This is a genomic window from Ketobacter sp. MCCC 1A13808 (assembly GCF_009746715.1).
Classification (GTDB): domain Bacteria; phylum Pseudomonadota; class Gammaproteobacteria; order Pseudomonadales; family Ketobacteraceae; genus Ketobacter.
Map to the genome: position 1 here is coordinate 92,694 of NZ_VRKW01000013.1, position 14,488 is coordinate 107,181.

At 49.2% G+C, this 14,488-nt stretch carries 15 protein-coding genes; 7 read left to right on the forward strand and 8 right to left on the reverse strand.

Annotated features, from left to right (window positions below):
- Nucleotides 1–28 precede the first annotated feature (28 nt).
- Nucleotides 29–1,198, forward strand: a complete 1,170-nt coding sequence (locus tag FT643_RS18950; protein ID WP_198043696.1) for a transglycosylase SLT domain-containing protein — start codon at nt 29–31, stop codon at nt 1,196–1,198.
- Nucleotides 1,199–1,232: 34 nt separating this feature from the next.
- Here the strand turns inward: FT643_RS18950 and FT643_RS18955 are convergent, their stop codons facing one another.
- A complete protein-coding gene (locus FT643_RS18955) occupies nt 1,233–3,407 on the reverse strand; it encodes a hypothetical protein (protein WP_156872989.1) in 2,175 nt (724 codons plus the stop codon).
- 312 nt (nt 3,408–3,719) lie between these two features.
- Between FT643_RS18955 and FT643_RS18960 the strand changes: the two genes are divergently transcribed.
- On the forward strand, nt 3,720–4,145 hold the full coding sequence (locus FT643_RS18960; protein ID WP_198043698.1) for a MerC domain-containing protein: 426 nt from the start codon (nt 3,720–3,722) through the stop codon (nt 4,143–4,145).
- 10 nt (nt 4,146–4,155) lie between these two features.
- Here FT643_RS18960 and FT643_RS18965 read toward each other — a convergent pair whose 3' ends face one another.
- The gene (locus tag FT643_RS18965) at nt 4,156–4,713 is read right to left on the reverse strand and encodes a TetR/AcrR family transcriptional regulator (protein ID WP_156872990.1); all 558 of its coding nucleotides are present in this window, start codon (nt 4,711–4,713) and stop codon (nt 4,156–4,158) included.
- A gap of 143 nt (nt 4,714–4,856) precedes the next feature.
- On the opposite strand from FT643_RS18965, the gene FT643_RS18970 reads away from it, so the two are divergent.
- Both FT643_RS18970 and FT643_RS18975 read left to right on the forward strand, forming a co-directional pair.
- Nucleotides 4,857–5,258: a VOC family protein gene (locus tag FT643_RS18970; RefSeq protein WP_156872991.1), complete on the forward strand. Its 402-nt coding sequence runs from the start codon at nt 4,857–4,859 to the stop codon at nt 5,256–5,258.
- A gap of 9 nt (nt 5,259–5,267) precedes the next feature.
- Nucleotides 5,268–6,188 (forward strand): pyridoxamine 5'-phosphate oxidase family protein, encoded by a 921-nt coding sequence (locus FT643_RS18975; RefSeq protein ID WP_156872992.1) that lies wholly within the window; start codon nt 5,268–5,270, stop codon nt 6,186–6,188.
- A gap of 172 nt (nt 6,189–6,360) precedes the next feature.
- On the opposite strand, the gene trxA is transcribed toward FT643_RS18975, so the two are convergent.
- Nucleotides 6,361–6,684, reverse strand: a complete 324-nt coding sequence (trxA, locus tag FT643_RS18980; RefSeq protein WP_156872993.1) for a thioredoxin — start codon at nt 6,682–6,684, stop codon at nt 6,361–6,363.
- 133 nt (nt 6,685–6,817) lie between these two features.
- On the opposite strand from trxA, the gene FT643_RS18985 reads away from it, so the two are divergent.
- Nucleotides 6,818–7,780: a LysR family transcriptional regulator gene (locus FT643_RS18985; protein WP_156872994.1), complete on the forward strand. Its 963-nt coding sequence runs from the start codon at nt 6,818–6,820 to the stop codon at nt 7,778–7,780.
- 110 nt (nt 7,781–7,890) lie between these two features.
- Here FT643_RS18985 and FT643_RS18990 read toward each other — a convergent pair whose 3' ends face one another.
- The 3 genes from FT643_RS18990 to FT643_RS19000 all read right to left on the reverse strand — a co-directional run bounded on the left by FT643_RS18990 (nt 7,891) and on the right by FT643_RS19000 (nt 11,082).
- The gene (locus FT643_RS18990; protein WP_156872995.1) at nt 7,891–8,925 is read right to left on the reverse strand and encodes a lipid A deacylase LpxR family protein; all 1,035 of its coding nucleotides are present in this window, start codon (nt 8,923–8,925) and stop codon (nt 7,891–7,893) included.
- Between the two features lie 408 nt (nt 8,926–9,333).
- Nucleotides 9,334–10,128: a DUF1194 domain-containing protein gene (locus FT643_RS18995; RefSeq protein ID WP_156872996.1), complete on the reverse strand. Its 795-nt coding sequence runs from the start codon at nt 10,126–10,128 to the stop codon at nt 9,334–9,336.
- A 630-nt stretch (nt 10,129–10,758) separates the two neighbouring features.
- Nucleotides 10,759–11,082, reverse strand: a complete 324-nt coding sequence (locus FT643_RS19000) for a 2OG-Fe(II) oxygenase (RefSeq protein ID WP_317622076.1) — start codon at nt 11,080–11,082, stop codon at nt 10,759–10,761.
- 192 nt (nt 11,083–11,274) lie between these two features.
- Between FT643_RS19000 and FT643_RS19005 the strand changes: the two genes are divergently transcribed.
- Both FT643_RS19005 and FT643_RS19010 read left to right on the forward strand, forming a co-directional pair.
- Nucleotides 11,275–12,219, forward strand: a complete 945-nt coding sequence (locus FT643_RS19005) for a zinc-binding dehydrogenase (protein ID WP_156872997.1) — start codon at nt 11,275–11,277, stop codon at nt 12,217–12,219.
- A gap of 88 nt (nt 12,220–12,307) precedes the next feature.
- Entirely contained in the window at nt 12,308–12,580 is a 273-nt protein-coding gene (locus FT643_RS19010) for a hypothetical protein (RefSeq protein WP_198043699.1), read from the forward strand.
- A gap of 160 nt (nt 12,581–12,740) precedes the next feature.
- On the opposite strand, the gene FT643_RS19015 is transcribed toward FT643_RS19010, so the two are convergent.
- Nucleotides 12,741–13,877, reverse strand: coding sequence for an alanine/ornithine racemase family PLP-dependent enzyme (locus FT643_RS19015; RefSeq protein ID WP_156872998.1), 1,137 nt, complete (start codon nt 13,875–13,877; stop codon nt 12,741–12,743).
- The gene (locus FT643_RS19020; RefSeq protein WP_317622073.1) at nt 13,877–14,395 is read right to left on the reverse strand and encodes an NAD-dependent epimerase/dehydratase family protein; all 519 of its coding nucleotides are present in this window, start codon (nt 14,393–14,395) and stop codon (nt 13,877–13,879) included. Before FT643_RS19020 ends, FT643_RS19015 begins: the two co-directional genes overlap by 1 nt.
- Between the last annotated feature and the right edge of the window lie 93 nt (nt 14,396–14,488).

Below are 14,488 nucleotides of genomic sequence, written 5' to 3' on the forward strand. Positions count from 1 at the left end.
GACAACCGATATCATAAAACCCACATTCTTGGACCACACCAGAACGGGTATACAACTGACTTTTTACCAGCTCAAGCGATCTTCTGCCGAGGCGGCAGGCAACAACGAACACTGGCTAACGGGGCTGCTCGTACTCTGCCTGACATTGTGCTCTGCTACCAACGCTCTTGGTCAATCGGCCGAGAAAAACGAGTGGCAGAAGGTAGTAAGAGACAGCCCTTACTGGGTGAGTAAAGGCGCATTCTATAATTTAAAAACGATACGTCGCTGGGTCTTAAACAGTGAATCCTTTTGCGGGAACAAAGAACGTCATATCTTATTTGACAAAAGTGCTACGTTTTTGGGTTACGTGAATGATGCCGGCAGCTCGGAAGCGACCCAGATCAAGCTCAATCGGGAGCGTAAGAATCTGGCTGAAAGCGGTAAGGCCAACGTGTGGGTTATGGGAGCACCGGATGTAGCCGGCTATCCATTCGCACTTAGCTGCAATCAACCGGATGCCCAATTGGCGGTGTCACTCGATCGTTACTTTGGCAGAGATAAAAGTGCACGGCTTTGGGGAACCTGGGACGGCATGCGAATTGGCGACACCCATAACAAGGTATCGCTGCATGAAGCCATCAGCATCGTCTATAAAAAGCGTTTAAACCAGGGCCGCATCAGTTTACCGCCCTCGATTCTGGCGACGCTCGCCGGCAAAACCCTGATAGAAAGCGGAGGCCAAAAGACAGCGCACTCAGCAGCGGATGCCCGCGGCATTATGCAACTGTCCAGAGCCGCACTTAAGGATTGCGGTCTGTCAGAAAAATTCCATTTTCACCGCATGGCACAAATCGACTGCGCACTAAAACTCATGGAGCAAAACCACCGTAATTTAAAACCGGTGTTTGACCAGGTGTTTAAGCACTTACCAAAAAACAAATCCGATCAACTTTATTCATTGTTATTAATTCAGGCGTACCACGGTGGTGTCGGCCGGGTATCGCAAATCATCAGCGACCCGGCAGTCCAAAAGGCCGCGCAATATTTCGCTAAAAACCAACGCCACTTCAGTGCCGGCGACATCGCCCTGGGTCTGGTTTTCCACAATCTAGGCCGAGAACAGCTGGGCTTCGCATCGCTGTATTATCTTGCAGACGTGGCCGTAGCCACTGAGCTCGCCTGCAAGACCAAGCCCACCATTCCGGGCTGCAAATAATCTAACACTTGTTTTGATACCGCCCCACTTCGTTTCAGAGATGAATGTCGATCTGATCCAATTTCTGACCGGTTAATGTATCTTTAATAAGAACAGTAAAATCGAAATCCTCAGGGTCATTGTCGGCGGCTTCCCCACTGAAAATACCGATCTCGGGTTCTGAGTTGCCATTAACATCCGGTATCACTGTAATATCCATTGGCGTCAACGACTTCCAGTTCCATAAATTGCCAATCAGTTCGCCTGATAATGAATCACGTATTTCAACCTTGTTCTGGCCATCTAAAGTACTTTTTCCAAAAACGGCTAATTCAGGCGCGCCATTGCCATCAACATCCGCTATTGCCCTCGCCGTTATGGAATCAAAACTTTCGTTAAAACCAATGGTTCGAACAACGTTACCTGCCAGTGGGTCAGCGATCGCAACTCTAACACCGGCGCCGTTCAATTTAGCTTGTAAAACCGCGACTTCGGTTGCTGAACTAGCCTGGCTGTCTAACGTTGGCGGTAATGGAATAATTTGCGATGAATCATAGGTATCGCCCAACCAAACGTTCTTAATTAAAACCCCGCCTTTGTCACGTATTTCCAATTTACTAAACTGGCTCTCCGGGCTTGTCGATAATAAAGCAAAGTCGCTTATTGAATCCCCGTTTATATCCTGCAGCAACGTAAAATCTTTTGGATTGAACGTCGGGTTAAAAGGGATTTTAGCTATTAATGCCGTAGTTACACTATCACGGATCTCTATTTGCACCCGGCTCTTGCTTTGGTGTGTCTCGAGCACGGCTAATTCAGGCGTCCCGTTTGTATTTTCATCGGGCAATACACGCAGTTTACTTGGTAAAAAACGGGTATCGAAAGGCACTGCACTGATTAAGGCGCCACTAAGGCTATCTCTCACTTCTACCGTCCCGTCGAACGCACTTACAACGGCCAATTCCGGGCTCAGGTTGGCGTTCAGATCGGGAGTAATCGCAAAATCCACGGGCCGTAGAGCCGTTGTAAATTGAATTTGATGATCGAGCCCGGTGGTGGAACCGATGGATTTCACATTTGCCAGAACCCTGCCTGAGCCCAAATCGTTCGATAATACAACCAAGTCTTGGTAGCCATCGCCATCCGCATCCGACAACGAGCGAACCTGTGCTTGAAGCAGATCCAATTCGGAGGTCTGCGCCACAAACCCAGTGTCGCCATGGAAGTCAGTCCCTCCCAAATACAGGTTGCCATTATTAAAGACAACGGAGCTGGGTATAGGTGTGCCTGCATCGGGAAGAAACCAGTCGTTTTTGAATTGACCTCGCAAATTATATTCAACCAGCCGGATGCCGTTTTCCTTGCCGACATCAGGCTCCGGAGTGTGATTGGTAAAGCCGGCGACCCAAATACCGTTTTTTCCCAACGTAATATCAACTATACGAGTATGGCGGACTTTCTTGAAAAACGTTTGTTCCCACACTGTATTGCCCAATTCATCTATTTTAAAAACCGTATCGCGGCTAATGCAGTAAAAAAAGCCATTGTCGTAGACCATTTCTTCGATTCGGTCGAACGGGAATTCGTACAATGCTGTGCCATCCGTACTAAATACCGACATTTTATTGCCGTTCGATAGGTAAATTTTGTTGTCTGCAGCTATGGCTCTATAAACAAAAACACTTGCCACCTGTGTAGTCCAAACAAGATTACCGTCGAAGTCCAAATGTGATAGCAGTTGTATACCGCCATCAAAATTGTACTCGCTGGTCACATAAAGGCCCTTGCTATCATGCGTGATTGTCCAGGCACTGTGTGAATCAACTTCATTCGTGTACTGCCAACCTGCGTTCCCGTCGTGAGTGTATTGGGCGACAAATGCTCTTGAACGCGAGGACGGTCCCTCAGCAGAGCGCCCGACGACAAATACACCATGCTCATCAACCGTAATATCGAACGCTTCCGTGTCGGCATAAAGCTTAAAATCCCGTCGCCACAAAATTTCACCACCGAGGGTATATTTTGCCAATAGGCCCGAACAATCCGCATCTATACAGCCCGTGCGACCCACCGCATAAATGGCATCATCATAGTAATAAATCCGTTCAACATCCCCGGAGTTTTGTGCGCTCGGTTGTTGCAGCCATTTAAAGCTCTCAGCAGACACCTGCGTTGATACCAAAACGAGCCAGAATAAAATAAACCGGTAATATCCTAATGATCCTTTCATTGTACAATCCCCTAACCCCAAAAATTTAACTATCGTGTTTTGGCATGACTATACATGGCTAACACCCAACCTTAAAGTCTGGTATCACCCATACACACCCATACACGGCTGCCCATTCAACTGATTGAACCCCCAGACATCAGAGAGGCTGCGAGCACAGATATTTGCAACCTGCATAATTAGAAGCCACGGCAATAATGATATGTTGCATCATATCCTATTTAATAGAATAATCGCCTTATCAGTACAACAGCCATAACTACCCACAGTGATCTAACGGCAATCAAATACCGCTAATAACAAGGTGATAATGTGAAAATCGTTTCAACCGCCATCGATAAGGCAGCCATCAGTCTATCCCTGGTTTGTGCCGTGCATTGTTTACTACTACCAATCGCCCTGGTCATGCTACCCGCGCTAGCTGCCAGCACGGTGGGCGACCAGCGCTTTCACCAGTGGATGCTGGTAGCAGTACTACCCACCAGCCTCTTCGCGTTGACCTTGGGGTGCCAACGTCATCGGAATATAACGGTTATGGCTATGGGTGTGCCAGGCCTTGCGATGCTTACCCTGGCTGCGCTTCTTGGCCATGAATGGCTCGGCGATAGTGGGGAAAAAATAGCGGTGTTATTGGGTGCTTCGCTGATCGCGCTCGGTCATTTACGCAACCATGCACTCTGTAAACAACTCCAGTGCGGCTGTGCCGTGAACGGGGATGGAGGAAAAGAGGCTTTTTGATAAAAATGTCTTACTGTGAACCTAATAACTGCGTCGCTATTTTTTTCGCCAGTAGCGCGGCATCACGATCGCCCCGTGTGTGAGCGCGCACAATGGCACCATCGACCAGGAGAGCCAATTGCTCCGCCATGAGAATTCGTTTGCGCTTACCCGATACCCCATCCAGACCTTGTTGAATCAGGCTCTGTATCGCCGCTTTATGTTCTGCGGCGAGTGTATACACCGCGTGCCCCTTTGACGCGTATTCTGCACTGGCATTTATAAAATTGCAGCCGAAGAACTGATCACTTCGAAACCACTCGTTCATTACATCGAAGATCACCAGCGCCGTTGACTGGTTGCTTGCTCTGGCATGCTCAAGCGACTGGCCAACACTATCTATTAATTGCTCATGCCGTTGCTGTAAAACCGCTACAACCAGTTCGTCCTTACTCCGAAAGTGTTTGTAAAGCGTCGCCTTTGAAACCCCTGACTCCGCTAATATTCGATCAATACCGGTGGCGTGATAGCCATGCTTATTAAAAAGTCGATAAGCGGTATTAATCAGGTGCTGTTTTCGTGGCTGCATCGTGAGTGTTTACCTGACAGGAAAGAATGCACAGATGATACCTAAAAACGCTTGACATGAACAGATCTGTCCACTTACCCTAATCCCCAGCATAGACAGATCTGTTCACCTCGTCATAAAATGTATTATCGGAGGAAAAGTTCATGAGTCAAAGCACTCAAGGCCTTCATCACCTGGGATTAACCGTCAAAGACGTCATAGAAACATCTACTTTCTTTTGCGAGCAGCTTAACTTTAAGGTGGTCGGCGAAAAGCCGGACTACCCCGCCATTTTTGTCAGTGACGGAACCATAATGCTGACCCTCTGGCAGGCCAAGGGCGATAGTCCAACGGTGCCGTTTGACCGTCACTGCAATATCGGGCTGCACCATTTCGCGCTCAAGGTCGCTAACAAACAGTCGCTTGAATTGCTGAATAATCAACTAGAAAACCATGAGGGCGTCAATATCGAGTTTAAACCGGAACCCCTGGGTCAAACCAACACCCTGCATATGATGTGTACTATCCCGGGCGGCATCAGAATCGAGTTTATTACCCTGAGTTGAGAGAATAAAATGAATAGTGATATGCAAGACACCTGGCACCCCGGCGAACGGATGGTGCAAACCCGGGCTGGCGTCAATGAAAAAATGTCAAAACTGGGACCACGGGTCATCCGCAACTATATGCTGGATCAACACAGGAAGTTCTTCGCCAGTCTGCCCATGGTCATTACCGGCAGCCAAGATGAGAACGAAAACGTATGGGCTTATCCGCTGTTCGGCGATCCGGGATTTATCCAATCACCCACGCCCGAACTACTTTCGATCAAGTCGCCAATGAGTCATGCAGGTCCTGCACTTCCCCAGCTGAATACCCGCAGTCAGGTGGGATTGCTCGGTATTGATCTGGAAACCCGGCGCCGAAATCGCTTGAATGGAACCGTTTTAGAGAAGGACCACAATGGCTTCACCATCGGTGTTGAAGAGAGTTTCGGAAATTGTCCCCAGTATATTCAGCAGCGCCGGCTACATACCGAACCTCGCGACGATGAAACCACCACCGAATACGTCAACCGCTGGAGCCGTCCTCTGCGAGAATGTATTACCAACGCCGATACCTGCTTTATTGCCAGCACCTTCTCCAGCCAGCACACCAACAGAAATTCGGGCATGGATGTTTCCCATCGCGGAGGACAGCGGGGCTTTCTTGGTTTCGACGACCGTGATCGCCTGATCATTCCCGACTTTCCCGGCAATTCCTTTTTTAACACCGTAGGGAATCTGACGTTAGACCCCCGAGCCGGTTTGCTCTTTCTTGATTTTTCGGGAGGCAATATCATTACTCTGACCATGAGCGCCGAGATAATTTGGAAAACCGAGAATGCAGCCGTATGCGGAGACCACGACAGAGTAATTCGATTATCACTAAAAGCCGGTTATGTTGTCCGCAACGCTTTGCCCTACCGCTGGAAAACGATAGTCAACCCGACCTGATGTTCATCCGCACTACAGACCGAATGATCTATTAATTATACCCAGCATTGACTACCTGCCGATAAGCCAAGTAGAGCCAAGTAGAGCCAAACCAATTATTATCCCTGCTCATTAAGCAACGCGTACGACCTCATTTTAAAGAACACCAATTGTTTGACAAAACCATTCATTGCTATAGCTCACGCTCGATAAAAGCCTGTGTTTGTTTAAGGGATGCAAACCCCGGGTGTTTGGCAACGGGCTCACCGTTAACAAACAGAATGAGCGAGGGAATGCTGCGTATATTGAATTGAGCAGTGGTCTCCGGGTTGGCATCGACATCAAGCTTGGTAATGGTAACCCTACCTTCGAATGTGTCCACCAACTGCTCCAGAATCGGTGCCATGGCTTTACATGGCCCGCACCAGTCGGCCCAAAAGTCCACCAAAACCGGCTGGTGGGCAGTTTCGATGAATGCCCGGAAATTCTGATCGTTCAGATGTTGAATGGAAGACATGGTTGATTACCTCATCGGTTGTTAGTGACGAGAACCACTATGAGGCCAATCAAATCATAACTATAATTGGCAATTCGTATAGCTATCATCATAGTTATTGATGAATCGAGAGTTGAAGCGGAAGGAAAGCCAGATGAGATCCCAGGAACTGACTTTATTGTATGTATTCGACGCCATCATGACCGAAGGCTCGGTGACCCTTGCCGCTAATAGACTCTCCATGACCCAGCCAGCGGTATCCAATGCCATCGCTCGCATGCGTGACCACTGGCAAGACCCCTTGTTCGTGAAAAAAGGGAGGCAGATTGAACCGACCGCATTTGCCCGTAGCCTCTGGGAACAGGTGCGGGACCCCATGCACTTCCTTTCCACAGCGGTTGAGTCCAGCGTGTTTGAACCTTCAGAGTCGCGACGCAAGTTTCGTATAGCTATCGCCGACATGTGGGTCGACCTGTTCTGGCTACCACTCCTGGAAAAAGTGAGTCAGCAGGCACCCAATGTCGACTTATATGCTGTGCCTTACACCCTGGGCGGTGTCGTGACCCAACTGCGTGAGGCAAACGTCGATCTGGTACTCGGGCCACTCAACCAACATGACAGCAGTCTTCGCTCGCGTTTTCTGATGTCCAATGTGTTTCGGCTGGTAATGCGTAGGAATCACCCTCTGTCAGGAACGCCCGTTTCCATGGCGGATTATTTGGCGGCGCGACACCTGCTGGTATCTCAATCAGGCGATGCCCGGGGAATTGTCGACTCCGCGCTCCAGCAGGAGGGACTACATCGTCGTGTGGCAATGACCGTCAATCATTTTTCAGCCGTACCAAAACTGCTTACGCACAGCGATCTGATTGCGGTGGTGCCGGAAGTCGTAGCCGGCGGTACTCAGTATCGATCAGAACTATGGATAACAGACCCTCCCATGGCCATCGACCCCGTGCCCGTCTACCTTATCTGGCATACCCGGCTGGACCGTGATCCAGGCTTGACGTGGATGCGAAACCTGCTGGAAGAAACCGTTCAGCTGCAATGGAACAAATGCACCCGTTGCGCGCAGGGAGAGCTGCATGATAATGAGGAATTGGATACCCTGACGTAAATCTTTTCGCCCGTGGCACGCACTCCCGTCACCCACTCCCCGGGTGCCCATCCCTAACAATCTCGAGAATGAATATAGGGAGCACGTTTACTCAGCGGTGAGAGCGGGAGTCACCGTGTTTGACTGACGACCAGACCACCCCACACCATGGCGCGATCCCCTTCCCCGCTGCGAATCTCGGATGTCTGGGCACGAAGTACATAACTGAATTTAAAGTTGCCCGCGAAACTGAGGGTATAGCCAACCCAGGCTTCAGCAAGCAGGTAATTCACCTCGTCATGACTCAGGCGGTGATCACTGTGGCGAAACTGCCCCTGCAGGAAAGCATTGTAGGCCCGTGCTTTTAACGCCACGCCTCCCCAGAAATAATTCTCCCGCCCTTTACCCGGTGTTGATATCAGGTCGTTAACACGTTCCCCATAGGTAATCAGTTCCGGATTAAAGCGGTGGCTGGGGGACGAAATCAGTCCATTGCGCGTTGACAGCGCAATGCCGGCTTCAGTCAAATACCCGACTGATCCAAAGTAAGTCGTTTTAAACTGCAATTTGGCCGTATTGGCGCGCCAATCGTCGTGATAGGCGAGCTGGTAGCGAAAGGTAGGCTCACCGCCGTCGGATATCTGGTGATCCCAGCCACGCGCTTTCTCGCTACCAGTCGCCGAGTGCACTGCACTCTGAGCAGCCTCCATCAGAGTCAAGCCCAGAACTCCCAGGGTCAGCGAGGAAGACCACGCATCCGTACCGCCATTTACGTAGTAAATGCGACTATTGGTTAAATACACAAGGCTGGCGTAGGGTCTATCCCCCTCGACCACATCGCGACGGTCAATTTCATCCGGTGTGAAGCCGTAAGTACCCCATTCAATGGAGGGTGTAATACTGCTTTCGGGAAATCGGTTAATCGCCCAGGGCGTGAATCGATCCAGGCGATCCAGGGTATTATCGAGCCCACTCCAGTACTTAAGCCCCTTTCGCCCGGTGTAAGTCACCGCCAGACCGGCGGTAAAATCGCGATCACTACGCGTTGGCGCAAAAAGGTCATTGTCCATCGAAATCGCCCACGCCGAGCCCGTCGAATCCGCCAGGGCAGGAACAGCCAGCTTGGCCAGAAAAAGGATCAGCAACACCTTTAACCACTGATTCATGGTGACACCTCCAACATACGGAATTCATGAAGGTGTCGCTGCTGATTCCAGTCGATACCCGCTTGATTTCCATGATGGAGCCCATCAACCTATAAAAATAATCACGCGTCTATATTATTTATATCACCACAAATGATGTATTGAATTTCAGTTGCGCTTTGACGAGAAATGCCCTGAGCCAGGTCGGTAGCAATCATTAAGGTATCGTTGAAGTGAAATTCGTCCGTTTTTTAAAGGCACGCCGGGAAACGATCTATGGCTTATTGTCGCACGTTGCGTATCGACGCCGAATGGATTTTATGTTTTTTCCGACTGGAGCAATCTAAAGATGACGGGGCTGTATAAATACCGGCGCCCATTCCCGAATCTACGCGAGTTGCATCAGAAAGGCGCGCCAGAATTTTTCGCTTAGCAGGAGGACACCCTTCTGTTACGTTTGCGCTCTCTAAAAATCAGCATGAGTGACGCGAGCAGAGGAATGCCTAAAGTTGCACCCGCAACATCGATTTCAGGCACAGCGGAGGCATTACCGCTGCTCTTAATTTCGCGGGTTAGTTTTTTTGACAACGCATTTGAGAACTCTGTGAAATCCGGTGCTGTGGAATAAAAACCGCCCCCGGCTTTGGTGAATTGCTGCAGGAAATTGGTATCGATGCCACCCACTCCCAGAGCGTTCACCCTCACACCTTGTTGCTTGGCTTGGTTGGCTGCTGTAATGGCGTTACCGCCATAGGTCGGGACACCATCCGTGGAGATATCGATTACCTTATTGGTATATTTATTGGCCACCAAATCCGAAGCCGCCATATTGGTGGCCGCCGCCGTGTTGGTTGCACCATACTGCTGCGATATTTTGGAAAATTCACTGCCGAAAGCGTACGCAGATGTGTCGCTGTCTATACGTGTGTAGCCAACTTCCCGCACCACTCCGGTGGAGAACTGGTACACACCCATGTAAAGAGAATCACCGCTTTCCATAGAGGGCGCAACATAGTTGGTATAGAAACTGTCTTGGAAAATACTTTGATAAGCGCCGGTTTGCAGCGCGAAATCCGAAGGAGAGATACTGCCGGAGCCATCCAGCACCAGCGCTAGGCCCAAACTTTTCCCTGACACATTTGCCGCACCGATACTGACGCCAATGGCTAGCGTACTGATACCGAGAATCTTATAAAAATTATGAACGATTCGATCATTTTTCATTTTCTTTGCTCCTTGTTTTATCACGAAAATAGCTAAATCTGGCGCACGCGCAGGCGGTCAGATGCAGACTGGTTTGGTGTTAACAAAAAAATGAATGTTGATTAATCTATGTTCTTCGAAACCTTTTTACTTGGTTTGAACTCCAGGCCTAGATTATTTAATTTCGATCCGCAGTGCACAATTACCAACTGGTCACCACGAACCTAACCCAATGAAACGACAGATATGACTATGCAGTCGCTTCACATTTCGTGATACTACTGCATCGGTATTGAACATGTCCATGTGATTTTTATGAAGTATTGCGTTTTGGTTATTTCCGTCACAACACGTCGACCAAAGTCGCTCTAATAGCATTCTTTGTCGGTGGCAATTCATTCAATCAGTGAGCAGACTCACCTCTACTTTCTACGGGCCGAACCGTTAATATCGGATTTGCATTTTGATGTGTCTTTTCAAAACGTCTGACTAACAAATTGTCTCATTCGTTTGCCGGACACACAGTCTATTCGACCGTAAATACCCAGCCTGCGATTACCGGCAAAACACACTTTGCCCAAGCGAATAAGTGATCTTAACACCCGATCATCCACATCGCTGTGATTCAAAACCCCATTAATCTGCATACGCTTAACTGGCTGCATCGTGGAAAATGATGCCCATTGCGTATCGACACCCTCGATGAATCTCACTAACGCCGTGTTTCATGGAAGCCCGATAAAAACCAAGTGCGCCTTTCATCGGTCTGAAACTGGTGGTAAAAATGAGCATATCCCCCAGCTTTTGATGTAACACACAGACCTTCGACTGCGCCCTGGGGGTTTGCTGTGTCAAAACAAATTCACCTCCACTGAAATCCGCAATCGGCTCACTCAGCAAAAAAGCGATTTGTATGGGAAAATACACATCACCGTATAAATCCTGATGCAGAGTGTTGAATCCCCCTGTTCGTATTTAACTATTAACGGTGTTGGCTGCGGTTGCCGGCTGGATTCACATTCCGCCAGAAACCCTGGCACACAGCCCGATGGGCCAATTGCTGCGTTGACTTATGGCTAATACAGGGCCTCGCAGCAATTAAACTAGCAACATTCATATCGAGCATTTCCACCAAGAATCCTGCCTATCTGAATCCGGGAAACCTTAATGAAAAGTGAATCGACTATCGACCCGATTCTTGCGGGGATTGGTTTATGTGTTAGCGGGGCCGTTCAAACGTCGCCCCAAACCGGCATATCACCAATCTGGATGGGCAAGGATTTGCCCCTTTCCCCTGATCTGCCGGCCATCCTCGGTATGGACTTTGCTGGCACCATTGAATCTGTGGGTGAAGGTGTCACTCACTTTGCCCCAGGCGACGAAGTGTACGGATGCGCCGGAGGCCTCGCAGACCTGCAAGGCGCGTTGGCAGATTATATGCTGGCTGATTCCCGTTTGATCGCCCATAAACCAAAGACACTGTCGATGCGTGAAGCTGCGGCCTTGCCGTTGGTTGGCATTACTGCGTTCGAAGGCTTACAACGGGCCGGAGTTGCAGCGGGACAGAAAGTACTGGTTCACGGCGGCACGGGCGGCGTAGGACATGTTGCCGTACAATTAGCCAAGCACTTTGATGCTGACGTTTATGCAACCGTATCTGCCGCCAACCAGATGCAAGTCATCCAAAACTATGGCGCCACAGCCATCAACTATAAGACTGAAAAAGTCGCAGACTATGTCACGACACATACCGATGATAAAGGCTTCGATGTCGTGTTCGATTCTGTCGGCGGTGCCAATATGACGAATTCCTTCGAAGCCGCAGCCTTAAACGGACAGATTGTTTCAACTGTATCTATGCTGGAGCTGGACTTAACGCCCGCACATTTCAAGGGTTTGTCGCTACACGTCGTCTTTATGCTGATACCGATGTTGCACAACTACAAACGAGAAGACCACGGCGCTATTCTGACAAAACTTGCCGAAATTGCGGATGCGGGGGCACTCAAGCCATTGCTCGACGAGACCTCCTTTACACTCGAAGAAGCCGGCAAGGCACACAACCGTCTTAGCAGTGGACAAGCTATGGGTAAGGTCGTTGTGAATATTTAAGAAAACGAGACGATGCCCCCACACAGGAAACCGAGCATCATGACCAAAACTATTTTTATTACCGGCTCGACAGGATGTGCGCTTCGCGGTGAATACCATCGCACCCTACCTGCTGACCCAACGACTACTGCTGTTGATCGGAACATCCGGACGAGTAATCAATATTTCCTCCGCCGCCCGATCTCCAGTCAATCCAAATGCGTTAAACGGTCGAGTAAGACTGTCTAACGACTTCGAGGCTTATGCCCAAAGTAAACTGGCGCTCACCTTGTGGTCCCATGTGCGTGCGGCGTTTTCCGATGAGATCGCCGCTTTTCAAAAAGTCTCTATCGCATTTCCGATCTGGCCCATAGGAACTTAGACACGAATTTTCCGCTTTTTTGATGGGCAATCCCAACCCGACTCATAGGCCTTCCTATAAGCGTTTACTGGCATTTCTGGAATATCAGTTTGCGCCGATAGTGTGGCCACAGAACTGACTAGAGCGTAATAATGGCAGCAACATTCCAGTAGATATAGTTTTAAATCAATGTTTGTGATCTCATCTTGCCAAAAGCATAAGCTGGTGGAACTCCTTGTCGAGACGAATAAATCTTTGAAACAAATGGCGAGGTCATCGCACGAACTAATGCGCAGTAATCAAGTTCAAATGCCAGCTCCTCTCCCACAAACAACTTATTTTCGCTAGATTCTATAATAAGGTGATCGCTACTGGCCCCCAGAACATTAATACCGGTGGGAGTTTGCATTCCACAGGGATCAATGTCCTGTATGCCAATGGCCAGAATGGCTTGCCTCACCAAGCCGCGATCACTAACGGGTTGAGCATCTCCGAAAGCAGTCTGTGCAATATCACCCGTCGGTAGAGACGGTTTGACTTTTGATTCGATCACTTCTGCTACAAGCTTGATGGCATCGGTGCTCAGGCCATCTATTGGCTGACGCCGCAACGTCTCGCGACCGAGTAAAATAGCTTCACCGAGACGTAGATTATTAATTCGCCCGATTCTGCTATCTGCACTCAATGCCCACCGCAGGTTGGCCGAATTACCACCCGATACCACGTCTAACGTCAGGTTAAACACTGACTCAATTTGCGCAGTCAGGTCAGATAACAGAGCCATGTTGGTAGCATCAGGAACAACACCACAGCGGCAGGCGAGATTGGCTCCGATACCCTTTAAAAAGATATGAGGCAATCCGATTACCTCACCCACCACGTCTATCAAGTCGTCAGGCATAATGCCTTCTCGGAGGTCGCCCAACTCTACCATTAACAGTATTTGGTGGATTCGATTCTGCTTCTGTGCTTCAAATGAAAGTTGTTTAATGACCTCGATTTCAGTGTTACAGCTTATGTCTGTAAACCGTACAACCTGTGCTACCTGGCTCAGCATGGGTGACCGAATCAGTGTCATCGGCACATCGCTGAACAACACATGGTTCCCTGCAAGACGAAGGGGCTTGATGTTTTCGATCCGTGAATCACCCAATCCAGTCACCCCTGCTTGCAAGAAGGCGTTGGCAATTTCCACCGAACCGAGAGACGCTTTGGTTATGCCCGTCACTGAAATTCGGTGTTCAGCGAGTCGTGTCACCAATTCATGGGCATTGTGATAAATCTTGTCGAGATCAATTTCTAACCTTGGCGCAACCATCAGGCTGCCGTCAACGTTTTCGCTTTAAGATAGGGGAAAGCGGCAACGACAATCTCCACCAGATGATCGGGCGAGCGCTTTAAAGCATCGGTAACCGGAATATGCAAATCCTGCTCATATTGGCTAATGGCATCCGTTACATCGGCATCGCTCATGTTTTCATGATTAATGGTCAAACCAATAACCCGAGTGTCTGAAAAGGTCTCGATCAAATGAATTTCTGATGCCGGCGAAGGCATTGGCATTTTTTTAAAATCACAACGATGCTGCCTCGCGGGTGCGTGCTGCAACACCACGCCGTTGGCACAGCTGCCACGAAGAATAAACGCGGAGGAAGAAAAAGCAGGATGACTTAACGCACCTTGTCCTTCAATAATAATCACGTCGGGCTGTTCGTTTTCAAAGGCTTCAACAATAGTTGCTTCCAGTTCGCCGACGCAAAATTGTGATGGAATTGCATCCAGTGCCACGCCATAACGAGCGCCTTGAATGTTGATTTGCACCCAAAAGTGACCCACTTCAGTCCCATATTTGCATCGAATATTGACCCACGTTCAACTCATCCTGCACCCAACGATGCAGGAGCAATCAGGAGTGATCGACGTGGCATT